Origin of the sequence: Pararoseomonas baculiformis (assembly GCF_017813395.1) — a bacterium.
Taxonomy (GTDB): Bacteria; Pseudomonadota; Alphaproteobacteria; order Acetobacterales; family Acetobacteraceae; genus Roseomonas; species Roseomonas baculiformis.
In genome coordinates this window covers 151,118-177,323 of record NZ_JAGIZB010000001.1, presented here as the reverse complement: position 1 = coordinate 177,323, position 26,206 = coordinate 151,118, and the positions used below count along the sequence as shown (strand labels likewise).

Annotated in this window: 22 protein-coding genes; 14 read left to right on the top strand and 8 right to left on the bottom strand. The window is 71.1% G+C overall.

The window, feature by feature from the left end; all coding sequences use genetic code 11:
* The first annotated feature begins 10 nt into the window (after positions 1 to 10).
* From J8J14_RS00790 to J8J14_RS00745, 10 genes are all read left to right on the top strand, one after another.
* Complete coding sequence (locus J8J14_RS00790) at positions 11 to 727, top strand: isochorismatase family protein (protein ID WP_209377510.1); 717 nt, start codon at positions 11 to 13, stop codon at positions 725 to 727.
* A 77-nt stretch (positions 728 to 804) separates the two neighbouring features.
* The gene (locus J8J14_RS00785; protein WP_209377509.1) at positions 805 to 2,001 is read left to right on the top strand and encodes an MFS transporter; all 1,197 of its coding nucleotides are present in this window, start codon (positions 805 to 807) and stop codon (positions 1,999 to 2,001) included.
* 351 nt (positions 2,002 to 2,352) lie between these two features.
* Entirely contained in the window at positions 2,353 to 3,516 is a 1,164-nt protein-coding gene (locus J8J14_RS00780; protein WP_209377508.1) for a DegT/DnrJ/EryC1/StrS family aminotransferase, read from the top strand.
* On the top strand, positions 3,516 to 4,541 hold the full coding sequence (locus J8J14_RS00775) for a DmpA family aminopeptidase (protein WP_209377507.1): 1,026 nt from the start codon (positions 3,516 to 3,518) through the stop codon (positions 4,539 to 4,541). The genes J8J14_RS00780 and J8J14_RS00775 overlap by 1 nt, the downstream gene beginning before the upstream one ends.
* 35 nt (positions 4,542 to 4,576) lie before the next feature.
* Positions 4,577 to 5,365, top strand: coding sequence for a phosphonate ABC transporter ATP-binding protein (phnC, locus tag J8J14_RS00770; RefSeq protein ID WP_209377506.1), 789 nt, complete (start codon positions 4,577 to 4,579; stop codon positions 5,363 to 5,365).
* Between the two features lie 11 nt (positions 5,366 to 5,376).
* On the top strand, positions 5,377 to 6,363 hold the full coding sequence (phnD, locus tag J8J14_RS00765; RefSeq protein WP_209377505.1) for a phosphate/phosphite/phosphonate ABC transporter substrate-binding protein: 987 nt from the start codon (positions 5,377 to 5,379) through the stop codon (positions 6,361 to 6,363).
* Between the two features lie 2 nt (positions 6,364 to 6,365).
* Positions 6,366 to 7,340, top strand: a complete 975-nt coding sequence (gene phnD, locus J8J14_RS00760; RefSeq protein WP_209377504.1) for a phosphate/phosphite/phosphonate ABC transporter substrate-binding protein — start codon at positions 6,366 to 6,368, stop codon at positions 7,338 to 7,340.
* Entirely contained in the window at positions 7,337 to 8,224 is an 888-nt protein-coding gene (phnE, locus tag J8J14_RS00755; protein WP_209377748.1) for a phosphonate ABC transporter, permease protein PhnE, read from the top strand. Before phnD (J8J14_RS00760) ends, phnE (J8J14_RS00755) begins: the two co-directional genes overlap by 4 nt.
* The gene (gene phnE / locus J8J14_RS00750; protein WP_245215218.1) at positions 8,221 to 9,114 is read left to right on the top strand and encodes a phosphonate ABC transporter, permease protein PhnE; all 894 of its coding nucleotides are present in this window, start codon (positions 8,221 to 8,223) and stop codon (positions 9,112 to 9,114) included. The genes phnE (J8J14_RS00755) and phnE (J8J14_RS00750) overlap by 4 nt, the downstream gene beginning before the upstream one ends.
* A 359-nt stretch (positions 9,115 to 9,473) precedes the next feature.
* On the top strand, positions 9,474 to 10,718 hold the full coding sequence (locus tag J8J14_RS00745) for a TCR/Tet family MFS transporter (RefSeq protein WP_209377503.1): 1,245 nt from the start codon (positions 9,474 to 9,476) through the stop codon (positions 10,716 to 10,718).
* Between the two features lie 86 nt (positions 10,719 to 10,804).
* Here the strand turns inward: J8J14_RS00745 and J8J14_RS00740 are convergent, their stop codons facing one another.
* From J8J14_RS00740 to J8J14_RS00730, 3 genes are all read right to left on the bottom strand, one after another.
* Positions 10,805 to 11,314: a GcrA family cell cycle regulator gene (locus tag J8J14_RS00740; RefSeq protein WP_209377502.1), complete on the bottom strand. Its 510-nt coding sequence runs from the start codon at positions 11,312 to 11,314 to the stop codon at positions 10,805 to 10,807.
* Between the two features lie 165 nt (positions 11,315 to 11,479).
* Positions 11,480 to 12,445: an acetamidase/formamidase family protein gene (locus J8J14_RS00735; protein ID WP_209377501.1), complete on the bottom strand. Its 966-nt coding sequence runs from the start codon at positions 12,443 to 12,445 to the stop codon at positions 11,480 to 11,482.
* Positions 12,446 to 12,504: 59 nt separating this feature from the next.
* The gene (locus J8J14_RS00730) at positions 12,505 to 14,019 is read right to left on the bottom strand and encodes a serine hydrolase domain-containing protein (protein WP_209377500.1); all 1,515 of its coding nucleotides are present in this window, start codon (positions 14,017 to 14,019) and stop codon (positions 12,505 to 12,507) included.
* Between the two features lie 171 nt (positions 14,020 to 14,190).
* Between J8J14_RS00730 and J8J14_RS00725 the strand changes: the two genes are divergently transcribed.
* Together J8J14_RS00725 and J8J14_RS00720 are read left to right on the top strand one after the other, a co-directional pair.
* Complete coding sequence (locus J8J14_RS00725; RefSeq protein WP_209377499.1) at positions 14,191 to 14,388, top strand: hypothetical protein; 198 nt, start codon at positions 14,191 to 14,193, stop codon at positions 14,386 to 14,388.
* 352 nt (positions 14,389 to 14,740) lie between these two features.
* Entirely contained in the window at positions 14,741 to 16,627 is a 1,887-nt protein-coding gene (locus tag J8J14_RS00720; RefSeq protein WP_209377498.1) for an ABC transporter ATP-binding protein/permease, read from the top strand.
* An 87-nt stretch (positions 16,628 to 16,714) separates the two neighbouring features.
* Here the strand turns inward: J8J14_RS00720 and J8J14_RS00715 are convergent, their stop codons facing one another.
* Positions 16,715 to 18,007: an MFS transporter gene (locus tag J8J14_RS00715; RefSeq protein ID WP_408895396.1), complete on the bottom strand. Its 1,293-nt coding sequence runs from the start codon at positions 18,005 to 18,007 to the stop codon at positions 16,715 to 16,717.
* A gap of 179 nt (positions 18,008 to 18,186) precedes the next feature.
* Positions 18,187 to 18,699, bottom strand: a complete 513-nt coding sequence (locus J8J14_RS00710; protein WP_209377497.1) for a YbaK/EbsC family protein — start codon at positions 18,697 to 18,699, stop codon at positions 18,187 to 18,189.
* Between the two features lie 15 nt (positions 18,700 to 18,714).
* Between J8J14_RS00710 and hemW the strand changes: the two genes are divergently transcribed.
* The gene (gene hemW, locus J8J14_RS00705) at positions 18,715 to 19,935 is read left to right on the top strand and encodes a radical SAM family heme chaperone HemW (RefSeq protein ID WP_342452359.1); all 1,221 of its coding nucleotides are present in this window, start codon (positions 18,715 to 18,717) and stop codon (positions 19,933 to 19,935) included.
* 142 nt (positions 19,936 to 20,077) lie between these two features.
* On the top strand, positions 20,078 to 21,769 hold the full coding sequence (locus J8J14_RS00700) for a methyl-accepting chemotaxis protein (protein ID WP_209377496.1): 1,692 nt from the start codon (positions 20,078 to 20,080) through the stop codon (positions 21,767 to 21,769).
* A 61-nt stretch (positions 21,770 to 21,830) separates the two neighbouring features.
* On the opposite strand, the gene J8J14_RS00695 is transcribed toward J8J14_RS00700, so the two are convergent.
* The 3 genes from J8J14_RS00695 to J8J14_RS00685 form a co-directional block, all read right to left on the bottom strand.
* On the bottom strand, positions 21,831 to 22,586 hold the full coding sequence (locus tag J8J14_RS00695) for an SDR family oxidoreductase (protein WP_209377495.1): 756 nt from the start codon (positions 22,584 to 22,586) through the stop codon (positions 21,831 to 21,833).
* Positions 22,583 to 24,922, bottom strand: a complete 2,340-nt coding sequence (locus J8J14_RS00690) for a xanthine dehydrogenase family protein molybdopterin-binding subunit (RefSeq protein WP_209377494.1) — start codon at positions 24,920 to 24,922, stop codon at positions 22,583 to 22,585. Before J8J14_RS00690 ends, J8J14_RS00695 begins: the two co-directional genes overlap by 4 nt.
* Positions 24,923 to 25,037: 115 nt before the next feature.
* Positions 25,038 to 26,198: a glycosyltransferase family protein gene (locus J8J14_RS00685; protein ID WP_245215217.1), complete on the bottom strand. Its 1,161-nt coding sequence runs from the start codon at positions 26,196 to 26,198 to the stop codon at positions 25,038 to 25,040.
* Positions 26,199 to 26,206 lie beyond the last annotated feature (8 nt).

Sequence of the window (26,206 nt, the reverse complement as noted above, 5' to 3'; positions counted from 1 at the left end):
CATGGCGGGGATGACCGACCGCGCCCCCCAGGATCTTCCGCGCGTGGAGGGGGACCTCCTCCTCCAGGCCGAACCCGAGCCCTTCCCGCTGCTGCCCGCCCGCACCGCGCTGATCGTGGTGGACATGCAGAACGCCTATGCGTCGAGGGAAGGCTATCTCGACAAGGCAGGCTTCGACCTGTCGGGCGCGCAATCCGTGATCGACAAGGTGGCGCAGGTGGTGGCCGCGGCCCGGATGCTCGGCATCACCATCGTCTGGTTCCAGAATGGATGGGACCCCGAGGGGATCGAGGCGGGCGGCCCCGGCTCGCCCAATCACTGGAAGTCCAACGCCCTGCGGCTGATGCGCGAGCAGCCGGAGCTGGAAGGCACGCTGCTGGCCAAGGGCAGCTGGGACTACGCGCTGCTACCGCAGATGCAGCGCGCCCCGGGCGACATCCTGATCCAGAAGCCCCGCTATGGCGGCTTCAGCGGCACGCAGCTGGAGATGATGCTGCGCGCCCGCGGCATTCGGGACATCCTGTTCTGCGGCGTTGCCACCAATGTCTGCGTGGAGAGCACGCTGCGCGAGGCCTTCCACCGGGAGTTCTGGCCCGTGCTGGTCGAGGATGCCTGCTGGCAGGGCGGCCCGCGCTTCGTGCATGACGCGACCGTGTTCAACGTGCGCAGCTTCTTCGGCTGGGTGGCGAAGACCGAGGCGCTGACGAGCCTCGCCCGGAAGGGCTAAGGAAAAAGGCGGCCGCATCGCAGCCCCGCGCGGGCAGGGGTGGCGGCCCCGCTCCGGCCGCCGCAGCATGGGCCCGCATGTCCGTCCCCACCGATGACCCAGCCCGCACCCGCCGGCTCATCACCCTGTATGGCCTGGCGGCCTTCACCACCTCCCTTGCCTCCCGCAGCCTGGATCCCATCCTGCCGGAGATCGCGCGGGATTTCGCAGTGGCGACGGATGCGGTGGCGCTGCTCGCCTCGGCCTTCGCGCTGCCCTATGCGCTGGTGCAGCCCCTCCTGGGTCCGGTGGGGGACGCGCTGGGCAAGCGGCGGATCATCGCCTACGCCACCCTCCTCACCGGGTTGGCCCTGGTTGCCTGCGCCCTGACCCCCAGCCTCGGCCTGCTCTTCGTCTTCCGTGCCCTGGCCGGGGCGGCTGCGGGAGGCATCTACCCGCTGGTGATCGCCACCTTCGGGGACCGGGTATCACAATCCGCGCGGCAGGTGGCGCTCAGCCGGCTCCTGGCCTTTTCCACCGCCGGGCAGATCACGGGCGGCGTCGCCTCCGGCCTGATCCATGGCTTCGTGGACTGGCGCGGCATCATCGCCGGCGGGGCGGTGGCGGTGCTGGCCATGGGCTTCGTCCTCTGGCGCGACCTGCGGCGGGAACCCGATGCGCCGCCGGGGCGCCTGGATGCCGGCTCGGCCTTGCGCCGGTACCGGGAAATCGTCGCCCTGCCCATGGCGCGGCGTCTCTACGCCTCCGTCGCCACGGAAGGTCTCTTCGTCTTCGGGCTGTTCCCCTATCTCGCGGCGCTGATCGCCGGCTGGGGCCTGGGCGGAGCGGTGGAGGCGGGCTTCGCCATCGGTGCCTTCGGGGCCTCCGGCGTCGCCTATACCTTCATCGCCGGGCCGATGCTGTCCCATCTCGGCCTGCCCCGGATGCAGCGCCTGGCCGGCGTGGTGGTGGCGCTGGGCTTCCTCTCCATCGCCTCGGTGGGGTGGAGCGCGCCGCTGGGCGCCCTGCCCGTGATCCTGGGCATGTTCGCCATCGGCCTCGGCTATTTCACCATGCACAACTCGTTGCAGATGCGGGTGACGGAGATCGCGCCCCGGGCGCGCGGCTCGGCCGTGGCCCTGCACGCCTTCTCCTTCTTCGTGGGGCAGTCCCTTGGGCCGCTTCTCTTCGGCACGCTGCTCGCGGGCCTGGGGGCCGGCCCGGCGCTGCTGGTGAGTGGCACCGCCATGCTGGCGCTGGGGATGATGCTGTCCCGTGTGATGCGGGCGCGATAGGGCGAGGCCGTTGCTGTTGGCCCCGGGGAGAGGAAGAAGGAATTCTTCCTCTCCCCGGACCCCTCTCCATCATCTTCTTTTAGTAGTTTGGAGCGGTTCGGCTGGCGGTGCGCCTCCGGTCCATGACCGGAGGCGACTGCCAGGGCAGGAGCAGGGGGCAGAGACCCCGTGTTGCACCGTATCCGCGGCAGCCAGACGGGGTTCCAAGGGCCTCAGGCCCTTGGCGGGTGAGGTCCGGAGAGGGCAGAGCCCTCTCCGGATTTCCACCACCGGCCGGAGGGGAGGGGGCGTAACCCTCCGACACGATCCTTGATTTCGACGCATCGCCCGCTTTGCGCTAAGGGGCGCGCCATGCCGCAAGACAACGCTGCCCTTCCCCCCATCGGCCTCTTCGATGTCCGCGCCCAACAGGCGCTGATCCGGCCAGAGATCGACCGGCGCATTGCCGCCGTCCTCGATTCGGGCCGCTTTGTGCAGGGGCCGGAGGTGGAGGAGCTGGAGAAGGCGCTGGCCGCCTTCGCCGGCGTTGGCCATTGCGTCGGCGTTTCCTCGGGCACGGATGCGCTGCAGATCGCGATGATGGCCGAGGGGATCGGGCGCGGCGATGCCGTGTTCCTGCCCGCCTTCACCTACACGGCCACCGCCGAGGTGCCGCTGGTGCTCGGCGCCACGCCGGTCTTCGTGGATGTGGATCCGGCGACCTACAACATCGACATCGCCGACCTGCGCCGCCGCATCGATCTGGTGAAGGCCGAGGGCCGGCTGCGCCCCCGCGCCGTGGTGGGCGTGGACCTCTTCGGCCTTCCCGCCGATTGGCCCGCCATCGAGGCCATCTGCGCGGAGGAAGGCATGTTCGCCCTGGATGACGCCGCCCAGGCCTTCGGCGGCGCGCTGGGTGGCAGGCGCCTGGGCCAATGGGCCGGCGCCGCCGCCCTGTCCTTCTATCCCACCAAGACGCTGGGCTGTTACGGCGATGGCGGCGCCCTGCTGACCGACAGCGCCGAGAAGGCCGATCTCTACCGCTCGCTCCGCACCCATGGCGAAGGCAAGACCCGCTACGAGGTGATGCGCACGGGGATGAACGGCCGCCTCGACACGATCCAGGCCGCCATCCTGCTCTGCAAGCTGCCGCTGATGGAGGATGAGCTGGCCGCCCGCGCCCGCGTGGCGGCGGGCTATGACGCCGCCCTGGCCGGGAAGGTGCAGATCCCCGCGAAGCCCGAAGGCGCCGAGAGCGCCAATGGCCTCTACTCCATCCTGCTGAAGGATGAGGGCCAGCGCAGCCGCGTGCAGGAGGCCTGCAAGGCCCGCGGCGTGCCGACCGCGGTCTATTACCCGCTGCCCCTCCACCACCAGCCCGCCTATCGCGAGGCCCATGCCGCCGCCATCGGCCAGGCCCCGCCGCTGCCGGTCAGCGAGAGCCTGTGCAAGCGCATCCTCGCCCTGCCGATGCATCCCTACCTGGATGACGCGCAGGTGGCGCGGGTGACGGAAGCGGTGATCGCCGGCCTCTGATGCGGGCCCGGGAACTCGGCCTGGCCTGGGGCGACCTGCCGCCGGGCGCGCGCAACGCCATCACCGATGTGCCCGGCGTAAGCGTCGGGCACGCCACGCGGATCGAAGGTGATTCGATCCGCACCGGCGTCACCGCCATCCTGCCCCATGGCGGCAACATCTTCCGGGAGAAATTGCCTGCCGCCGTGCATGTGGTGAACGGCTTCGGCAAGAGCGCGGGGCTGATGCAGGTGGAGGAGCTGGGCGAGATCGAGACGCCCATTCTTCTCACCAACACCTTCGGCGTGCCCGCCTGCGCGGAGGCACTGATCCGCCACGCCATTGCCGCGGAGCCGCGCATCGGGCGCGGGACCTCGACGGTGAATCCCGTGGTGATGGAGTGCAATGACGGCCATCTGAACGACATCCAGGCCCTGGCCGTGAGGCCGTGCGATGCCGAGGCCGCCATCGCGGCCGCCGCCCCGGAGATGGAATCCGGCGCGATCGGCGCCGGCACGGGGATGAGCTGCTACGGGCTGAAGGGCGGCATCGGCACCGCCTCCCGCCGCCTCTCGATCGAGGAGGAGGATTTCCATCTCGGCGCCCTCGTGCTCGCCAATTTCGGGCGGCCGGGCGACCTCCGCCTGCCCGACGGGCGCCGCATCGATCCGCGCGCCGAGGCGCCGCCCGAGCGCGGTTCCGTGATCGTGGTCCTGGCCACGGATGTGCCGCTGGAGGGGCGCCAGCTTCGCCGCATCGCTGCCCGGGGCGGGGCGGGGATCGCCTGGACCGGATCCTTCTGGGGACATGGCAGCGGCGACATCGCCCTGGCCTTCAGCACGGCGCACCGGCTGCCGCATGAGCCCGGGGGCGCCTTCCTCCCGCCGCGCCGCGTGCTGGCCGAGAACCGCATCGACCTCCTCTTCCGCGCCGCCGCCGAGGCGACGGCCGAGGCGGTGATGGACGCGCTGGCCGCGGCCGGGCCGATGCGGGGCTTCGCCGGCCACAGCCGTGGCGCCTTGCGGGACCTGCTCTCCAACCCGTAACGCCCTATACTGGCCGGGCAGAGACAGGGCCCCGGATGCTCGAACTCAAGAACCTCACCCGCCGGTTCGGCGAGCGTGCCGCGGTTGACGGCGTTACCCTGGCCATTCCCCAGGGCCAGATGGTGGGCATCATCGGCCGTTCCGGCGCGGGCAAGTCCACCCTGCTGCGCATGGTCAACCGCCTGACCGAGCCGACATCGGGCCAGATCCTCCATGACGGCACCGATGTCACCGCGCTGCGCGGCCGGGCGCTGCGGGGCTGGCGCACGCGCTGCGCCATGATCTTCCAGCAGTTCAACCTCATCCAACGGCTGGACGTGCTGACCAATGTGCTGGTCGGGCGGCTGAACCACCGGCCCGGCCCGCTCGCCACGCTGAACTCCCTTTTGCTCCGCTTCTCCGCCGAGGAGCGCGCCATGGCGCTGGATGCGCTGGACCGCTTCGATCTGGCGGAACAGGCCTTGCAGCGCGCCGACACGCTCTCGGGCGGGCAGCAGCAGCGCGTGGCCATCGCCCGCGCCATGCTGCAGGAGCCGCGCCTGCTGCTGGCGGACGAACCCATCGCCTCCCTCGATCCGCGCAATGCGCGGGTGGTGATGGAGGCGCTGCGCGACGTGAACCGGCGCGACGGGCTGACCGTCCTGGTGAACCTGCACCACCTGGACACCGCGCGCCGCTATTGCGGCCGCATCATCGCCATGCAGGCCGGGCGCGTGGTCTTCGACGGCCCGCCCGATGCGCTGACACCGGAGCGGGTGGAAGCCATCTATGGCGTGCCGGAGGAGGCGCTGGAGGCCGAGACGCCCCAGCCCTCCGCCGCCTGACAGGAACGCCCATGCCGACCCGCCGCACCCTTCTTGCCACCCTGGCCGCCAGCGCGGCGCCGCTTCCCGCTCTCGCCCAGGCGCAACCCCGGCGCAGCGCCGATCCCGGGTTGACCTTCCCCGAGCCGGGCCGCCGCGCCTGGGCCGATGCCATCCCCGTGCTGCGCATCGGTATTTCCGGCGGAGAGAACGAGACGGACCGGCTGGCGCGCAACGAGCCCTACCGGCAGTTGCTGGAGGAGACCTTCAGGATCCCCGTCCGCCTCTATCCCGCCGCGGATTTCGCGGGCGTGGGCCAGGCCTTCGCCGCCGGGCGGATCGAGATGGCGCAGATGGGCGCCGCCAACTACGCCGGCACCTGGATCGACACCCGGGGCGCGATCGAGGCGCTGGTCGCGGCGGAAGGCGATGACGGCTCGCTCGGCTACGTGGCGGTGATGGTGGTGCGCACGGACTCCGGCATCACCGATCTCCAGGGCATGCGCGGCAAGTCCCTCGCCTGGGCCGATCCCGCCTCCACCTCCGGCTATTTCGCCCCGCGCGCGGCATTGCGGGCGGCGGGGATCGAGCCGTCCAGCTATTTCTCCCGCACGGGCTTCGCGGGCGGACATGAGCAGGCCGTGGTGGCGGTGCTGCACCGGCAATATGACGCCGGCTGCACCTGGGCCTCGGGGCAGGGGGATGCCGCCGCCGGCTATTCCCGCGGCGCGCTGCGGGTGATGGTGGAGAAGGGCATGCTCGACATGCGCGACCTGCGCGTGATCTGGAAGAGCGATCCCATCCCCGCCGGACCCATCGCCTGCCGCGCCGAGCTGCCCGAGAGCTTCAAGGAGGACATGCGCCGCTTCTTTCTGGCGCTGCCCAACACGCATCGCGCGATCTATGAGGGCATCGAGCGGGGTGGCGGCACCGGCTTCCGTACCGTCACCCATGCCGACTACGCCCTGGTGGTGAAGCTGCGCGAAGAGGAGGCGGCCGAGCGTCGCCGGAGGCGGTGACCATGCTGACCCGCCGGAATGCCCTCGGGCTGCCCCTTGCCTTCGTCGCCGGCCCGGCCCTGGCGCAGCGCCGCAGCGCCGATCCGGGCCTCGTCTTTCCCGCGCCTGGGCGCCGCGCCTGGGCGGCGCAGGTGCCGCAGATCCGCATCGGCCTGATCGGTGGCGAGAACGAGGCCGATCGCCTCGGCCGCTACGAGGGATACCGCAAGCTGCTGGAGGAGAGCTTCGGCGTGTCCGTGCGCCTCTTCCCCGCCAGCGACTATGCCGGGGTGGTGCAGGCCTTCGCCGCGGGGCAGCTCGACCTCGCCGCCGTCAGCCCCGCGGTCTATGCCGCCGCCTGGGTGGAGACGAATGGCGGGGTGGAGCCGCTTCTGGTGGCGGAGCAGGAGGATGGCTCCATCTCCTATGTCGGGGTCATGGTGGCGCGGGCGGATTCGGGCATCGCGGACCTCCAGGCCATGCGCGGGAAGTCGCTCGCCTGGCCCGATCCGAACTCCGCTTCGGGCTACCTCATCCCGCGCTTCGCGCTGCGGCGGGCGGGGATCGACCCCAACACCTATTTCGGCCGCACGGGCTTCGCCGGCGGGCATGAGCAGGCGGTGGTGGCGGTGTTGCAACGGCAATACGACGCCGCCTTCACCTGGGCCTCCGGCCAGGGCGATCCGGCCGCTGGCTATTCCCGCGGGAATCTCCACACCATGGTGGAGAAAGGGATGGTCACCATGCGTGACCTCCGGATCGTCTGGCAGACGGAGCCGGTGATCTATGGCCCGCTCATGGCCCGCCGCGCGCTGCCCGACGCCTTCAAGGAGGATATCCGCCTTTTCCACCTCGCGCTGCCCCGGGCGCATCCCGACATCTACCGCGCCATCGAGCGCGGTGGCGGCACGGGCTACCGGGAGGTGGGCCACGAGGCCTTCCAGCTTCTGATCGACATGCGGCGCGAGGAGGCGGCGGAGCGCCGGAGGCGGAACTGAGCCTCGCGCTGTCCCCCGCCATCGCGCGCGGCGAGGCAGCCTTCCAGGCGGCGCGCCGGGCGAAGCGCGCGCGGCTGCTGCTGGGCCTCGCCCTTTTTGCCGCCGCGTTGCTGGCCAGCGCCTGGATGAGCGAGTTCCACCCCGCCGCGCTTGCCGCCGGATTGCCGCGCGCGGGGGATTACTTCGCGCGCCTCCTGCCCGATCTCCGCTGGGCCACGCTCCTTGCGGGATGGGAGACGGAGGGCAGCATCGCCTTCTGGTTCTACCGGCTGGACAAGTGGGCGCTGCTGCTGGTCGAGACGGCGAACATGGCCGCGCTGGCCACGCTGGGGGGCGGGGTGGTGGCGCTGCTTCTGTCCTTCCTGGCCGCGCGCAATGCCGCGCCCGGCCCCTGGTCCTACCGCCTGGCAAGGCGCGGGCTGGAAGCGATGCGAACGGTGCCGGAGATCGTCTACGCGCTGATCCTTGTCTGGGCCTTCGGCGTGGGGCCGCTGGCGGGCATCATCGCAATCGCGCTGCACACCACGGGTGCCCTGGGCAAGCTCTTCGCCGAGGCGATCGAGAACGCCGATATGGGGCCGTGGGACGGGGTGCGCGCCGCGGGTGGAAGCTGGGCCCAGGCCTGCCGCTTCGCCATGCTGCCGCAGGTGGCGCCGAACATGGTCAGCTACCTGCTGCTGCGCTTCGAGATCAATGTGCGCGGCGCCAGCGTGATCGGCTTCGTCGGCGCGGGCGGCATCGGGCAGGAGCTCTATCTCGTCATCTCCCAGAACTACTACGAGGAGATCTCGGCCATCATCGTGCTGATCGTGGTGGTGGTGGCCATGATCGACCTGCTGTCCGAAGCCGTGCGGCGCCGCCTTGCCGGGGATGCCCGGGCATGAGCGAAGCGAAGGTCACGCCAGGCATGAGCGAAGCGAAGGTCTCGCCGGGCATGAGCGCCGCCGAAGTGGCCCGCTGGAAGGCGCGGTTGCCGCGTGCCTTCGGGCCTTCGCCCGCGCAGCGCGCCTGGCGGATCGCGGGCGGGGCGGTGTTCCTCGCCTGGCTGGCCTGGGCGCTCTGGCTCTTCGACATCACGCCGCAGAGGCTGTGGAACGGGCTCTCCGGCCTCTTCACCATTATCCGGCTGATGATCCCGCCCTCCCCGGGCGAATTGTGGGGGGACATCCTGCGCGGCATCGCCGAGAGCGTGGCCATGGCCTTCCTTGGCACGGTGCTGGCCGCGGTCGTCGCCGTCCCGCTCGGATTCCTCGGCGCCCGCAACATCGTCACGTCCACCCTGCTGCGCTTCTCCCTGCGCCGCGTCTTCGATGGGCTTCGCGGCGTGGACCAGCTCATCTGGGCGCTGGCCTTCGTGCGCGCGGTCGGGCTCGGTCCGCTGGCGGGGGTGCTGGCGCTGTTCGTCTCGGACCTCGCCACCCTGTCCAAGCTCTATGCCGAGGCGATCGAGAACGCTGAGCGGCGCCAGGCGGAGGGCGTGGTGGCGGCCGGCGGGTCGCGGCTGATGGCGGTGCGCTTCGGCATCCTGCCCCAGGTGCTGCCGGTGATGCTGGCCCAGGCGCTGTATTTCTTCGAGAGCAACACCCGCTCCGCCTCCATTCTCGGCGTGGTCGGGGCGGGCGGGATCGGCCTGCAGATCGCCGAGCGCATCAAGGTGCGCCACTGGGACGAGGTGGCCTTCATCATCATCCTGATGGTGATCACCGTCGGCATCATCGACTGGATCGGCGGCAAGCTGCGGCGGCGCCTGATCGGCGGGCGGGGAATGGGCTGACTGTGCGTGGGCTGACTGGGCGGACAAGCCGCCTTCGCGAGAGATCAGGCTGGCTAGGGGACCTCGGTGGCAGGAACGCTCTTTAGCGCCCGCTCCACCGGGGCCGGAACGCGCCATCACTGAACGGTTCCGGGCGCGGGAACAGCTGGGCTGGCGGTCGTTGACTCCGCATGTCCGGCCCGCCTATCACCCGCGCCCTGCGCGGCGCCATCCGCCGCGCGAGATGGAGAGATCCATGTCGGAGATTGTGGTCGTCTTCTGACCCGCCGGCCCGTGGAACGGGCCGGGCACATCACCCGCCATCCGTGCGTCACGCTCCCGCATGCCGGCCCGTCATCGGGCCGTAGGATCATCACGTCATGCCGTTCTCCATCCTCGCGGGCCACAAGGCCGCGATCATCTTCATTCTCGTCTCCGCTGTCCTCGACATCATCGCGATGGGGATCGTCATCCCCGTCCTGCCGAAGCTGATCGAGGAATTCGCCGGGTCCAATGCCCGCGCCGGGGTGATCAACGGCGCCTTCGTCGCGCTCTGGGCGGCGATGCAGTTTCTTGCCTCGCCCGTCATCGGCTCCATCTCGGACCGCTACGGGCGGCGCCCGGTGCTGCTGCTCTCCACCGCGGGCCTGGCCATCGACTATGTGCTGATGGCCGTGGCGCCGAACCTGTGGTGGCTGGCCCTGGGGCGCATCCTGGCCGGCGTCACCTCGGCCAGCTTCACCACGATCTATGCCTACATGGCCGACATCACGGCACCGGAGAACCGTGCCAGGGCCTATGGGCTGATCGGCGCCGCCTTTTCCGGTGGCTTCGTCGCCGGGCCGCTGCTGGGCGGGGTGATGGGCGAGATCTCGCCGCGCGCACCCTTCTGGCTCGCCGCGGCGCTCAGCGGGCTGGCCTTCCTCTATGGCTGGCTCGTGCTGCCGGAATCCCTGCCGCCCGAGCGGCGCATGGGCTTTTCCTGGAAGCGCGCCAATCCCTTCGGTGCCTTCCGGATGCTCGCGCGCAGCCGGGATCTGGGGGTGCTGGCCGGGGTGAACTTCCTGCTGCACTTCGCGCACCACGTCTTCTCGGCGGTCTTCGTGCTCTATGCCGGGCAGCGCTATGGCTGGTCACTGTGGGAGGTGGGCATCCTCCTCTCCTTCGTGGGCGCGCTGGATGCAGCCGTGCAGGGGCTGCTCGTCGGGCGCGTGACGAAGCACTATGGCGACCGGCGCACCATGATCATCGGCCTCGTCTTCGGCGCGCTCGGCATCGCCGCGATGGGGCTGGCCCCCAATGGCTGGATCTTCGTGCTGGCGATGCTTCCCAACGCGCTCTGGGGCCTGGCCATGCCCACGCTGCAGGCGCTGATGACGGGGCTCGTCTCGGAGCGCGAACAGGGCCAGCTGCAGGGCGCGAATATGAGCGTCTCGAGCATCGCCGGCGTGGCCTCGCCGATCTTTTTCGGCAGCGTCTACGCGCTTTCGGTGGGTGAGGAGGCCGTCATCCCCTTCATCGGCACGGCCTTCCTGATCGCGGCGGCGGTGCTGATGGCCGGTGCCTTCCTTGGCGCCGCGCCGCTGGGCAGGCCGATACGCCAGGCACAAGTCCCGCCTGGCTGATACGCGATGGCCGGATGGCGGCGTTCCCCCTGAACGTCACCATCCGGCCATCAATCCGCGCGGCGAATGCCGCGCGACGCAAATGGTCAGGCCGCGTCCTCGCGCCGGTCGCGCGCCTTCACATAGGCCACCGAGGCGTGCTCGAGGCAGTAGGGCTTTCCGGCGAAGGCTTCCGCGGAGCAGAAGCGGAAATCCGGCGTGCCGGGCTCGCCGATCGGCCAGCAGCAGCTGCGCGCGGAACTGCGCTGGAAAGGCCGCACCTGCGCGGGCGGTGCCGCGGCGCGTGACGGCGCACGCGGCGGTACCGCGGTGGCCGCTGGCGCGGCTGTCGCCGCCGGGGCGGGTACAACCGCCGGCGCGGCAGGGCGCGGCGCGGGCGTGCTCACCACCGCCGGTGCGGCGGAGGGACGCGACGAGGCGGAGGCGGCCGCCTGCTCGCGCTGGATCGGGCTCGGGCGCGCCGGCAGGTGCAGGCGATGCGCCTTGCCCACCACGGCATTCTTCGAAATGCCCATGCGCCGGCCGATCTCGGCGGTGGAGTGTCCTTCCGCCCAGAGTGCCCTGAGTGTTTCGATCGCTTCCGCTGACCAGTCCATGCCCCTACCCCCGTCAACGTCGATACAAGATACGGTAGGTCAGCGGGTTGCCGTCCCACAAGATGCGGCGCACGAAAACTTGTGGACGGATATGTGGGCATGTCTGTGGACAGGATTCGTGCAGCGCGTCCGATCAGCCCCTTGATGCGCCGACTTCACACGGCGTCAGAAGAGTAATCCTTTCCTCAACATCCCGTGCACGCCCTTCTCGCCGTTCACGGTCTGCGTCACGCGGAAATCTACCGCGAGCGAGCAGAACTGGTAGGCATCCGCGGGCGAGAGATTCGTGCGCGATGCGATGAACGCGATCATCTCGCGCAGCGCCTGCTTCATGGCGAGGTCCAGATCCTCGTTCATCCCCATGGTGATGAAGTGCGTGGGCGTCTCCGCGCGCGGGAAGCGCAGGATCGGGTCGCGCGCCCCGCCGCCCTTCTCAACATGCAGGCCGAAGGTGCCGGTCAGGCTGGTCTCCAGCGCGTTGATGCACACCTCGCCATCGCCCTGGACGCCATGGCCGTCACCGGCCGAGAACATCGCGCCCGGCACATGCACGGGCAGCCATAGCGTGGTGCCTTCCACCAGTTCCTTGTTGTCCAGGTTACCGCCATGCGCCCGCGGCTCCTTGGTGGAGATGCGGCCCCATTCGGGTGGCGGCGCCACGCCCATCACGCCGAAGAAGGGCGCCAGATCCAGCTTGATGCCGCCGCCCATGGGCAGCACGCAGGTCTTGGCCGCCTGATCCACCGGGATATGAAGCATGCGGCGGAAGGGGAAATCCTCCGGCAGCGTGCCCATGAGCGGACGGAAGCCGCAGAAGCCCCAATCCGTGCCCAGCTCGATCCGTTCGATCTCCACCCGCAGCGCATCGCCCGGCTCCGCGCCGCGCACCTCCACCGGGCCGGTGATGATGTGCCCCGTCAGCCCCGCCGTGTTCGCCGCGGCGATGTCGCGCAAGGCCTGCGGCACCGTCATCCCGCTCTCCGGCCCCGGCACAGCATCGCCCATGCCCGAGACGCATTGCAGCACCACCCGCTCCCCGGCGGCGATGCTCGCCACGGGCGGAAAGCCAGCATCGAACTGGCCGATGCGCGTGGTCTGCGGCGTGGCGGGAACGAAATGCGGCTCGGTCATGCGCGAGTCTCCTCTGCCGCCAGTGTCGCGCGGGGAAGAGGGTTTGGCGAGGCGGGCGCTCAGCACCGCTCGAAGGACAGCACCCGCGAGCGATGCGAGACCAGCCGCAGCGTTCCATCCTCCTGCAGCCAGAGCAGCGGCCGCGCGCGCCAGGGCCCATGCCACCGCTCCGCCACGGCGCGGCCATGGGGCAGCGGAAGCAGCCTGCAGGACTCGCGCGGATGAATGCCGGGCAGCAGCGCCGTTCCATCCGCACGCACCTCCAGCGAAACACCGAAGGCCGCGTTCCGCCACCGGCCGTGCAGGGCGGGATCGAGCACCGTGTCGTCCGGCACCGGCAGCAGGTGCCGATGCACGCCGCCGATGCGGCCCTCGATGCCGCCGTCCGCCGCGAGCTGAAGCTCGGCCTCGAGATAGGCAGGCAGGGTGCGCGCGCCGCCCCGGGCGGCGAAGAGGCGGTCGGCGACGCCCATGAAGCTGAAGGTCTCGCCTTCCGCCTCGGCCCAGCCCTCGCCCTGCTCCTCGGCGTAGCGCCCGGGCGGCAGTCGTGCGGGCTGCGGCAGGGCGCGGCCCGTCATCGCTGACATGATCCGCAGGGCGAGCCAGAGCGGATCCGTATCCTCGCGGTTAGAGATCAGCGCGACGCCGCATTCGGACGTGGGCGCGAGCAGGAGATGAGTCTTGATGCCCGGCAGGGAGCCGCCATGCCCGACCAGCGCGAGCCCATCGAGTTCCTGGGTGGAGAGCCCGAGCCGGTAGAAGCTTTCCGCGCCATCGGGGAAGGGGCGTGGGGCAGAGAGCCGGTCGAGCATGCCGTGCATCGGCCCGCGCCCGGCAAGCAGTGCGGCGCCCCAGCGTGCCAGCGCCTCCGCGCTGCCGGCCAGCCCGCCCGAGGGGGAGAAATGCAGGCCGTAGCGACCGCGGCGCCAGCGGCCGCCATCCCGCCAGTAGGGCGTGGCGAGGCCAGGCACGGGCACCGCCTCATCCCCGGGGAAGGCCACCTCCTCCAGCCCCAGCGGCTCCAGCACCAGCCGGCGCAGCGCCTGGCCATATTCCTCGCCCCGCATGGCGGCGAAGGCCGCGGCTACCAGCCGCCAGCCCGTGTTGGAGTAGGCCATCTCGGCGCCCGGCATCCCGCCCGTGCCCGGCAGGCGCCGGCACAGGTCCAGGAGTTCCGTCTCGGACAGGCTGGCGGTGAAGGGCTGGCCCAGAAGCCAGAGCGTTTCCATCAGGTCCGGGATGGCGCCGGTCATGTCCAGCGCCTGCTCCAGCCGCACCGCCGCGATCCCGTCCGGCAGGCCCGGCACCAGCGTGCCGAGGGGCGAGGCGAGGTCGAACCCGGCCAGCACCGCCGTGGCCGCGCAGAAGGACTTGCTGATGGAGGCCCAGCGGCTGGGCGTGGCGGGGGTGAAGGGGATGCCGTGCTCCAGGCTGGCCAGGCCGCCCGCCGCCGCGCCCGCCGGCCCGCCCGGGCCGAACAGCACGATCGCCCCTCCGGGCCCGCCCTCCCTTGTCCATGAATCGGCGATGGCGGCAGCCTCGGCGGTGCCGCGGGCGAGATCGGCAGGGGTCATCCGGCAAGCCTAGGGCGGCACGCCGCGCCGGGGATAGGTGCCCTTTCCCCCATTCCCGCCGGTCATCGAGACCATAGCTGGTCGGCATTGGAGAGTTCGGCGGGCGGGGAGCATCTCTTGGCTACGGAAGCGGCGCGATGCGCCGCCGGACAGAGAGAACGGAGACCCCCCATGCGCAAGACCTTCGCCACGCTGAGCCTCGCCACCGCCCTGGTGCTGGGCCTGGCCGCCCCCTCCTTCGCCGACCAGGACCGCGTGCCGCAGGGCGCCACCGCCTCCGGTGCCTGGAGCCAGGCCGATGGCCGCACCCCCCTGGCCGGCAGCCAGGCCGGGGGTATCAACTTCGACATGACCCGCCAGGGCGCCTGACCAGCGTGCCTGACCAGCGTGCCTGACCAGCGTGCCTGACCGGGGCGGCTGAGGCCCCAAGCCCCCGAAGCCTCACTCCCCCAGCCCTGCCCCGGCAAGCCCGGCCGCCCCTCTCCCCCGGGGGTGGCCGGGTTGCACGCTTTCCGGCGACCATGCTCAGCTGGCGAGAGGCTGCTGAACCGGAACCGCTGTTCATGCGTTCCCCGGCTGAACCCGAGGAATAAATGACGGCCGTGGCCTCCTCTTCACAGTCCTGTTCCGTCTTCGTGCCCGTGCGGCCGGGGGGCGGAACGATGAATCGGGATCGGACGCTGCGTCCCCGCGCCTTCGGCTGCGAGGCCTCCTGACCGCCATGTCCGGAACCGATGAAACCAGGCGCAAGCCAGCGGAAGCCGAGGACGGCAACACCCGCGACAGCTTCCTGCGCCGCTTCTGGCGCCTAGCCCGCGGCTACTACACGGGCCCCGAGCGGCGCTCCGCCTGGATGCTGAGCGCGGGGGTGATCGCCCTGACCCTGGCCCAGATCGCCATCCAGGTGCGCTTCAACCTCTGGAACCGCGATTTCTTCAACGCGCTGGAGGCCCGGGACCGCGCCGCCTTCTTTGGCCAGATGGGCACCTTCCTGCTGCTGACCGCGGCCAGCATGTCGGTCGCGGTCTTCCAGCTCTATGTGCGGCAGCTCCTACAGCTGCGCTGGCGGCAATGGCTGGTCTTCCGCCTGCAGAACCGCTGGCTGGATGGCAGCCGCCACTACCAGATGAACTTCCTGCCCGACATCGCGGACAATCCGGACCAGCGGATCAGCGAGAACACGCGCTGGGCCACGGCCATGGCGGTGGACATGGCCGTCGGCCTCTTCCAGTCCGTGGTGATGCTGATCTCCTTCGTCGGCATCCTCTGGACGCTGTCCGGCCCGCTGATGGTCGCCTTCGGCAGCAACGAGTTCGAGATCCCGGGCTACATGGTCTTCGCGGCCCTGATCTACGCCATCGTCGGCTCCACGCTCACCTATCTGATCGGCCGGCCGATGGTGGACATCAACATCCGCCGCAACCAGGCCGAATCCGACCACCGCTTCGCCCTGATCCGCATCCGCGAGAACAGCGAGGGCGTGGCCCTGATCCGCGGCGAGACGGATGAGGACCGAGGGCTGCGCCGTTCCTTCGGACATGTGGTCAGCGTGATGAAGGACCTGATGCGGACGGAGCGGCGGCTGATGTGGCTCACCTCCGCCTATGGCATGGTCGCCGGCGTCTTCCCCATCCTGGTGGCCAGCCCACGCTACTTCTCCGGCGCCATCACCCTCGGCGTCCTGATGCAGATCGGCTCCGCCTTCGGCGAGGTGACGCGCGCCCTGAACTGGTTCGTGGACAACTTCCCCCGCCTGGCCGACTGGCGTTCCCATGTGGAGCGCGTGGCGGCGCTGGAGGACAGCCTCGACACCGCCGACCTGCTGGACCAGGAGAGCCGCATCAACGTCACCGAGGGCCCGCTGGAGGATGGGCGGGAGGTGCTGGCCTTCCAGAACCTCCAGATCGCCCAGGCCGATGGCAACATCCTGGTCGGCGAGGCGAATGCGGTGATCGAGGCCGGGGAGAAGGTGCTGATCGTGGGCGAGAGCGGCACCGGCAAGTCCACGCTCTTCCGCGCCATTTCCGGCGTCTGGCCCTGGGGTTCGGGAGAGGTGCGCGTGCCCCGGCGCGACCACATGATGTTCATGCCCCAGCGCCCCTACCTGCCGCTGGGATCGCTGCGTGGCGCCATCGCCTATCCCGCCGCGCCCCGGAAGTTCTCGGATTCCGCCATCATCGCCGCGCTGCAGCGCTGCGGCCTCGCGCATCTGACCGGCAGGCTCGACGAGGAGGAGCGCTGGGACCGCATCCTCTCCCTCGGCGAGCAGCAGCGCCTCGCCTTCGCCCGCCTGCTGCTGCACCGGCCGCGCTGGATCTTCATGGACGAGGCGACCGCCGCGCTCGACGAGGCGAACCAGGACGCGATGATGGGCCTGTTCCAGCAGGAACTCTCGGAAAGCGCCCTCATCTCCATCGGCCACCGCCCCGGGCTCGACCTGTTCCACGACCGCACTCTGCACCTCGTCCGCTCCCCGGATGGTGCGAAGCTGACCACGCCGCGGCGGACGGGCACGGTGGGCGTGCGGCGGCGCGGCGCCGGTGGTGCCAATGCCGCCGCCCGGGGGATCGCGCGGGTGTTGCGGGGAGGGCGGAAGGGGCGCTCCTGAGCCCCGCCCTCCGCGCCCCGGCGGCAGCGCCGCAGGCCAGGACACCGGACGGCGAGGGGCAGGGGGCGCCTCCGCCTGCGCGGGTGCCTAGCTCTTGGTCCGCAGCCGGAGGAGGCTGACGCAGGCTCCCAGCGCCGCCATGCCGCAGCCAAGGGTCAGCGCGGTTTTCGGCCCGGCCACGGGCATGCCGGCCATCCAGCCCAGCACCAGCCCCACCAGCGCCGCGCCGGTGGTCTGGCCCAGCAGGCGGGCGGTGCTGAGCAGGCCGCTGGCGCCGCCCGCGCGCTCGGGCGGGGCGGCGCCGACCATGGTGCGGTTGTTGGGCGTCTGGAACAGGCCGAAGCCGAAGCCGCCGAGGGCCATGCGCCACAGGATGTCCGCCACCGCCGGGTTGTCCGGCAGGGCGGCGAGAAGGCCAAGCCCCGCCGTCATCATGGCCAGCCCCACCCCGCCCAGCACCGCCGCCGGGATCCGGTCCATCAGCCGCCCGGAAAGGGGCGCCGCGGTGGCGGTGGCGAGGAACCAGGGCGTGGTCAGCAGCCCGGCGGTAAGGACGGAGAATCCGTATCCGCTCTGCAGCAGGAAGGGGAGCGAGGCGAAGGTGAGGCTCTGCGCCATGAAGGAGCAGAGCGAGGTGCAGATGGACAGGGCGAAGACCGGAATCCGCAGCAGGTCCACCGGCAGCAGGGGGCGCTTCACCCCGGCCTGGCGCCGGACCAGCAGGAAGCCCGCGAGCAGCCCGATGCCCACCTGCGGCAGCGCCGTCCAGGCCGCGCCGCCATGTGCCAGGGAATCCAGCCCCAGGATGAGGAGCCCGAAGGTGGTGGCGGAGAGAAGGGCGCTGACCACGTCGAAGCGGTGCCGGCCGCGCGGCGTCTCGGGCAGGTTCCGCAGCCCGATCGCGAAAGCGGCGATGCCGATGGGCACGTTCACCGCGAAGATCCAGGGCCAGTCCGCCACGCCGAGGATCAGCCCGGCCACGGTGGGGCCCGCCGCGGCGGCGGAGGAGACGACCATGGCGTTGAAGCCCAGCCCCTTCGCCAGGCCGGCGCGCGGCTGGATGAAGCGGATGAGGGCCGAGTTCACGCTCATCAGACCCGCCGCGCCGAAGCCCTGCATGGCGCGCCCGGCCACCAGCCCCTCGAAGCTCGTCGCCATGGCGCAGGCCAGGGAGGCCAGGGTGAAGAGCACCATCCCCGAGAGATAGACGCGCCGGTAGCCCACGATCTCCCCCAGCGCCGCCAGGGGCAGGAGGGAAACGGTGACGGCCAGCTGGTAGGCGTTGGTGGCCCAGATGGAGTTCGCCGGGGTGGTGTTCAGCGCCCGCGCGATGGTGGGCAGGGCCGCGCCACCGATGGTGCTGTCGATCACCGACATCATGATGCCGAGCGCGACGGCGGCGGTGGCCCAGTGGCGGCGGGGGAGGGGAAGGCCGTCCGGCGCGGCGTCGGGCGGGTTGGATGAGGCGGACAGGGGGGTGGCACTCCGCTTGGGCCGCCGGGCGGCTATCGCCCTTTCCTGCTCCCGATGCGCCGGCTTGGCTACACCCCACCCGCGCTTCAGCCCGGCGCCACCACGCCGCGGATGCCTCCGCTCACCCGCAGCAGATCCTGGGCCGTGGAGGCGAAGACATGGCGCGGGCTGCCGGCGGCGGCCCAGACCGCCTGGTGCGCGAAGAGCGCCTCGTCCACCACCACCACAGGCGCGGTGGCGTGGCCCAGCGGCGCCACGCCGCCGATGGCGAAGCCCGTCACCTGCCGCACCCAGGCGCCATCCGCCCGGTGGATGGAAAGGCCGGTCAGCGCCGCCAGCTTCGCCGGATCCACGGGATGGGCCCCGCTGGCCACCACCAGCACCGGGCGCTCCGCCCCGTCCGGCGCCACGCCGCGGAAGACCACGGATTTGGCGATCTGCCCGACTGTGCAGCCCACGGCGGCGGCGGCATCGGCCGCGCTGCGCGTGCCCTCGGGAAATTCCCGGATCTCGTCCGGGTGCCCGGCCTCCCGCAGCGCCGCCCGCACGCGCGCGACCGAACCGCCTTCCGCTTCGGCTTTTCCTGGTGCCCCTGCCATGACCATATCCCCCGCGTGACCGAGACCCAGATCCTGGCCCCGCCCGCCCCGCTGCCGAGCACGCAGGCCCCGGAGCCGCTCGCCCTCTACATCCACTGGCCCTTCTGCGCCGCCAAGTGCCCCTATTGCGACTTCAACTCCCATGTGCGCCCGGGGGTGGATGCCGCGCGCCACGGCCGCGCCCTGCTGGCGGAGCTGGAGCATGAGGCCGCCCGCGCCCGGAGCGGGGATGGCGGCCGCCGCGCGCTGGCCTCCATCTTCTTCGGCGGCGGCACCCCCTCCCTCATGCCGCCCGAGGCCGTGGCGGACCTGATCGGGCGCGCCAGGGCCCTGTTCGAGGCCGGGCCGGAGCTGGAGATCACGCTGGAGGCCAACCCGACCAGCGTGGAGGCCGGGAAGCTGCGGGAATTCCGCGCGGCGGGGGTGAACCGCCTCTCCCTCGGCGTACAGGCGCTGGACGCGGCCTCGCTGGGCTTCCTCGGGCGGAACCATTCGGCGAACGAGGCCGTGGCGGCGCTGGAACACGCCCGCGCCACCTTCCCGCGCCTCTCCTTCGACCTGATCTATGCCCGCCCCGGCCAGTCCGAGGCGGTGTGGCGGGAGGAGCTGCGCCGCGCCCTTTCCCTGGCGGCCGACCATCTCTCCCTCTACCAGCTCACGGTCGAGCCCGGCACGCGCTTCGCGACCGAACATGCCCGCGGCGCCTTCCGCCTGCCCGAGGGCGACGAGGCCGCCGCCCTCTATGCCGCCACGGCCGAGGAGGCCGCCCGCTTCGGCCTGCTGCCCTATGAGGTCAGCAACTATGCCAGGCCGGGGGCGGAGAGCCGCCACAACCTCGCCTACTGGCGCTATGCCGATTACCTCGGCATCGGTGCCGGGGCGCATCAGCGGCTGACCCTGGATGGCAGGATCCTGGCCACCCGCCGCCACCGCGCCCCCGAGATCTGGCTGGAGCGCGTGGAGCGCGACGGCCACGCCAGGGTCGAGGAGGAGCCACTTTCCCCGGTGGAGCGCGGCCGCGAGGCCATGCTGATGGGCCTGCGCCTGTCCGAAGGCGTCGATCCCGGCCGCATCGCCCGGCGCAGCGGGCTGGATTTCGACGCGGTGGTGGATCGCGCGATGCTCGATGCGCTGATGGAGGAGGGCTATCTGCGCTGGCTCCCCGATGGGCGGCTGCAGGCGACCATGGAAGGCCGCCTGCGCCTGGATGCGCTGCTGCCCGTGCTGCTCCGCTGACCGCCGGCGGCCGCAAGGGGCGGCGGAGGGCGGTGCGTAACGGAAGCTTAGGTAAACCGGCGGCATCGTGATGTCGGTCGCCCTCGCCGGCGGCGGATGTGCCGCCGGCGCTGCGACCTCTCGGAAGAGGGCAGACAGCACGATGCGCCGTTGGGCCGAAAATCTGAAAATCGGGGCGAAGATCGCGATCCCGGCGGGGCTGATGGCCGCGGTATCGGTGGGGCTCCTCGCCTATGCGCTGGCCGGCCTGCAGCAGGTCGCGGCCCTGAACACCGAACTGGTCCGGACCTACACGCCGCGTCTGGTGAGCGCGCTCGACATCAACACGGCGGTGAACCGGGCGGCGGTGCAGGAAAAGAACGCCATCCTCGAATCCGACCCCGCGGCCATACCCCAACGGGCCGAGCTGTTCCGCCGCACGACGCGCGAAGCCGCGGAGAGGCTGGACGCGATGCTCGCCATCGCGAAAGCGGAGCGCCGCCCGAGGGTGGAGGAAGCCCGGCGCGAACTGGATGCCTACTCGCAGGCGGCGGGCCAGGTCATCCGCCTGGCGGGGGAGGGCCGGCGGGAGGAGGCCAACGCCATCTCCTCGGGTGCGGCCCGCCAGGCCCGGCAGAAGATCGTCGATATCATGGTCGCCCTGGCCGAGACGAACCGGCGGGAGATGGCGGAGCAGGCGGCGATCTCGGCGGAGCAGCAGGCCGCGCTGAAGCGCGACCTGCTCATTGGCGGCGTGCTCGGCATCGGCCTGGCCGGGCTGATGCTGTTCTGGGCCGCGCGCTTCCAGATCAGCCGCCCGCTCTCCAGCATCACCCAGGACATGGGGCGGCTGGCCGCCGGCGACCTGGATCTGGAGGTGCAGGGCCAGGCGCGCCGTGACGAGGTGGGCGCGCTGGCCCGTGCGCTGGATGTCTTCAAGCGCAACGCCATCGAGGCGCGGCGCCTGGCCGCGGCCCAGGTGGAGGAGCAGGCGGCGAAGGAGCGGCGGGCGCAGCGGCTGGGCGTGCTGGTGCAGGGCTTCGAGGGAACGGTCCAGTCCCTGACCGGCCATCTCGCCTCGGCCTCCACCGAGCTGGAGGCGACCGCCCAGTCCATGTCCCAGATCGCGCGGCAGACCGATTCCCAGGCCGGCACCGTTTCCAGCGCCGCCAGTTCCAGCAGCAGCGGCGTGCAGACCGTGGCCACCGCCACGGAGCAGCTCTCCGCCTCGATCGGCGAGATCAGCCGCCAGGTCGCGCAGGCGACCGAGGTGACCAACCGCGCCGTGCAGAATGCCCGGGACACCGATCACACGGTGCGTGGCCTCGCGGCCTCCGCCACCAAGATCGGAGAGGTGGTGAACCTCATCACCAGCATCGCGGGCCAGACCAATCTGCTGGCGCTGAACGCCACCATCGAGGCCGCGCGGGCCGGTGATGCGGGCAAGGGCTTCGCCGTGGTGGCCAGCGAGGTGAAGAGCCTGGCCCAGGCGACGAGCAAGGCCACGGAGGAGATCAGCGCCCAGATCAACGGCATCCAGGCCTCCACCGCCGAGACGGTTCAGGCGATCCAGGCCATCACCACCATCATCGAGGATGTCAGCGCCATCACGGTCAGCATCGCCGCCGCCGTGGAGGAGCAGAGCGCGGCGACCGGGGAAATCGCCCGCGCCGTGCAGTCCACCGCCCAGGCCACGGAGGAGGTGACGCGCAACATCTCCGATGTCAGCCGCAATGCCGGCGAGACCGGCGCCGCCTCCACCCAGGTGCTGGCGGCCGCGGCGGAGCTTTCCCGGAGCTCGGAAAAGCTCTCGGCGGAGGTCGGCAACTTCCTCACCGAGGTGCGGGCCGCCTGAACGGCCCCTGGTCCAGTCCTGGAGGGGCCGGCCCGGGAAGGGCCGGCCCGGCGAGCCGGGCTCAGCGCCCCGGCTTGTGGACGCGCAGCGGGCCGAAGCTCTGCGCCACCGGCATCACCTGCAGCGTGTTGATGTTCACCCGCGCCGGGCGCGTGGCCACCCAGTGTACCGCATCCGCGATGTCCTCCGGCGTCAGCGGCTCCGCGCCATCATAGACCGAGGCGGCGCGGGACTCGTCGCCGTTGAAGCGCACCTTGCTGAACTCGGTGCCGCCCACCAGCCCGGGCTCGACATCCGTGACCCGCACCGGCGTGCCATAGAGGTCGGCGCGCAGGTTCAGGCTGAAGTGGCGGACGAAGGCCTTGGTCGCGCCATAGACATTGCCGCCCGGATAGGGCCACTCGCCCGCAGTGGAGCCGATATTCACGATATGCCCGCGCCCGCGCGCCACCATGCCCGGCAGCACCGCGCGCGTCAGGTACATCAGCCCCTTCACATTGGTGTCCACCATCGCATCCCAGTCATCCAGCTCCGCGCTCTGGGCCGGTGCCAGGCCGCGGGCGAGGCCGGCATTGTTCACCAGCACATCCACCTCGGCCCATTCGGCCGGCAGGCCTTCCACGGCGCGCGTCACCGCCTCGCGGTCCCGCACATCCAGCACCACGGGCAGCACCTTGTCGGCGCCCAGCTCATCCCGCAGCGCGTCCAGCCGCTCCGCGCGGCGCCCGGCGGCGATGATGCGCGCGCCGTCCTGCGCGAAGCGGCGCGAGATGGCGGCGCCGAAGCCCGCCGTTGCGCCCGTGACGAGAATGATCATGCCGAAGCCCCTTCGTTCAGGATGGACCAGAGACGCTGCGGCGTGGCCGGCATGTCCACATGCCGCACGCCACGATCCGCCAGCGCATCCACCACCGCGTTCATGACGGACGGCAGGGCGCCCGCACAGCCCGCCTCTCCGCAGCCCTTGGCGCCGATCGCGTTGGTGCGCGCCGGCACGGGGTGGCTGTTGAAGGCGAAGAAGGGCGCGTGCCCGGCGCGGGGCAGCCCGTAATCCATGTAGGAGCCGCTGAGGAGCTGACCGTCCTCGCTATAGGCTGTCTGCTCCGTCAGGGCCTGGCCGATGCCCTGCACGATGCCGCCATGGGCCTGGCCCGCGACCAGCATCGGGTTCACCAGCACGCCGAAGTCGTTGACTGTGACGTAGTTCACCACCTGGGCCTCGCCCGTCTCCTCGTCGATCTCCACCTCGGCGATGTGGCAGCCGTTCGGAAAGGCCGAGTCCTCGTACTGGTCGGTGGTGGAGACGCTGAGGGAGCGCAGCTCCTCCGGCAGCCCCGGCAGGGTGCGGGCCTGTGCGGCCAGTTCCAGGATGCCGATGCCGCGATCCGTGCCCGCGATGGCGAAGCGGCCATCGGAGAACTCGATGTCCTCGGCGGAAGCCTCCAGCACATGGCCGGCGATCCGGCGGCCCTTCTCGATCACCTGCGCGCTGGCGGTGGAAAGCGCGGTGCCGGTCGCCATGATCGACCGCGAGCCACCCGTGCCGCCGCCCGCGATCAGCAGGTCGCTGTCGCCCTGCTGCAGGCGGATTGCCTCGAAGGGGATGCCGAGCCGGTCCACCAGCACCTGCGCGAAGGGCGAGGCATGGCCCTGGCCGTAATCCAGCGTGCCCGTGAGGATGGTCACGCCCCCGTCCTCGTCGAAGCGGATGCCGCCCATCTCCTTGTTGGGCGGCGCCGTCACCTCGAGATAGTGGCCGATGCCGATGCCGCGCAGCTTGCCGCGGCGGCGGGCCTCCGCGCGCCGGGCCGGGAAGCCGTCCCAGTCCGCCGCGGCCAGCGCCTCCTCGAGGATCGCGGGGAAGTCGCCGCTGTCGTAATGCATGCCTGAAGGCGCGTCATAGGGGATCTGGTCGGGCTGGATGTGGTTGCGCCGGCGCAGCTCCACGCGGTCGATCCCCATCTCCCGCGCGGCCGTGTCCACCAGCCGCTCCATGTAGTAGTTGCCCTCGGGCCGCCCCGCGCCGCGATAGGCGCCGACGGGCGTGGTGTTGGTGAAGACGCAGCGCGTGCTCACCTCCACCAGCGGCGTGCGATAGACGCCGATCACGTTCTTCACCGTGTTCATGGTGGAGGGCAGCGTCGTCGCATTGCTCAGATAGGCGCCGAGATTGCCGAAGCCGGTGAGCCGGAGGGCGAGGAAACGCCCTTCCACATCCAGCGCCAGCTCCGCCTCGAAGTCGTGGTCGCGCCCATGGCTGTCCGAGAGGAAGCTTTCCGAGCGGCTATCCGTCCACTTCACCGGCCGCCCCAGCATCTTCGCGGCATGCAGCAGCGCCGGATATTCGGGATAGACGCTGGCCTTCATCCCGAAGGAACCGCCGACATTGCCGGTCAGGATGCGCAGCTCCTTCGCCTCCACGCCCATGACCTTGGCGACATTGCCGCGCATGCCGAACACGCCCTGGCTGCCCATGCGCAGGACGTAGCGGCCCTCCTCGAATGTCGCGAGGGCGGAGCGCGGCTCCAGCGGGGAGACGACGACGCGGCTGTTGCGGAGAGCGAGCTTCGTCACATGCGCCGCCCGCGCGAAGGCGGCCGCGACAGCCCCGGCATCGCCGTAGTGGAAATGCACCACCTCGTTGCCGGGGATGTCGTCATAGAGAAGCGGCGCGCCGGGCGCGGCGGCATCCCGCGCCTCGGTCACGGCGGGCAGCGGGTCGATCTCCAGCGCCACCGCTTCGGCGGCATCCCGCGCCTCCTTCGCCGTCCCGGCCACCACCATGGCCACGGGGTCGCCGACGAAGCGCACCTTGTCCGTCGTCAGCACGGGCTGGATGGGCGTGCGGGCCGGGCTGCCATCCCGGTTCTTCTGGCCGACCGAGACGGGCATGGGGCCGATCCCCGCCGCGATCAGGTCATGGCCGGTGATCACGGCCAGCACCCCCGGCATGGCGGCCGCCCCGGCCGTCTCGATCCCGCGGATGATTCCATGCGCATAGGGGCTGCGGACCATCACCGCATGCACCTGGCCGGGCAGGGACAGGTCATCGCTGTAGCGCCCCTCGCCCCGCAGCAGCACCGGGTCCTCCTTGCGGGAGACGGGCTGGCCGATGCCGAACTTCAGCCGCGCGGGATCGATCGGAGCATTCATCGGGGCGTCCTCATCCAGGCCTGCCGTGGGCGGGGCGGAAGCCCGCGAGTCGGCGTCAGGGTGCAAGTTGGGCCGTCACGCCGCCCCGCGTAAGCCCCGGGTCACGGCGTCGGGATCAGCCCGTCTCAGGCGGCATCGGGTTGCGGCCACGGAATTCACGGCTGGTCAGCAGGATCTGCCGGACCTGCCGCACCGAATGACGTCCGGCCAGTGCCTCCACCGCCTCATCCTCCGGCAGGCGGTCCAGCAGATACATATAGAGGGTGATCACATCCTCTCGCGTGGCGGGGCGCTCGCGCTCCAGCCGGGTGCGGAACTGGTCTTCCATCAGCCGGGCCAGCCGCACCTGGCGGTAATGCTCATGCCGCTTGCGGGAGGCGCCGATGATGCCGTCCACCTGGGAATCGACGCTCGCCGCCAGGTGGTGCTGCGGCCCCTCCACCCAGTTCATGCGGTCGAAGCCCATCTCCCGGAACTTCTCGTCCCGGAAGGATGCGCCCTGGGCGCCGATGTAGCGGGCGAAGCAGACATCGGTCATCACCCGCCCGATGCCCAGCGCGTGGCAGCCCAGCGTCTTCACCGCATCCTGGGAGGAGAAGCCGCCCGCCACCTCCAGGCTCTCCATCCAGCGGAAGATGGCAAGGTGGTCCCGGTAGGCGTAGTCCGAGCCTTCGAGGATGCGGTCATAGGGCGCCAGCCAGTCCCGCAGCCGCCGCCAGGGCTCGCGCCTGAGGCCGAAGGCCCAGTGGTGCTGCAGCATGGTCAGCCAGGCCTCGGGCCCCGGCGGCTGCGCCTTGTGGTCGCCATAGGCGGCGAAATAGCCCAGGCGTGCATCGCGGTCGGACAGCGCCCGCAACTCCCCCATGATCCGCAGGTATTCGGGGCCCAGTTCCAGGTCGTCCTCGAAGAAATAGGCGCAGTCGGCGTCCAGCGCCTCGAAGGCCAGCACCTCGCCCCGGCGGATATTGGCCGCGATTCCGATATTGCTGCGCGCCGCCGCCACCTGGCCGCGCGGGAAATGCTTGCGGAAGGCGGCGATGGAGGTTTCCACCTCCGCATCCTCGGCATAGCGAAGGCCGCTTCGGGCCGAGACGGCGCCGTCCTGCAGCAGGAAGACCCGGCGCTGGTCGAGGGTGACGCCGCGCTGCCGCAGCAGGGATTCGCAGACCCGCTCCAGATAGTCCGGCCGGTTGAAGGCGAAGAGGATGACCGGCACGTCCAGCACGGCCGGCGCCGGCCCGGTTCGCACGGCCGGGGATGCCACTGCTTCGCTCAACTCACCCT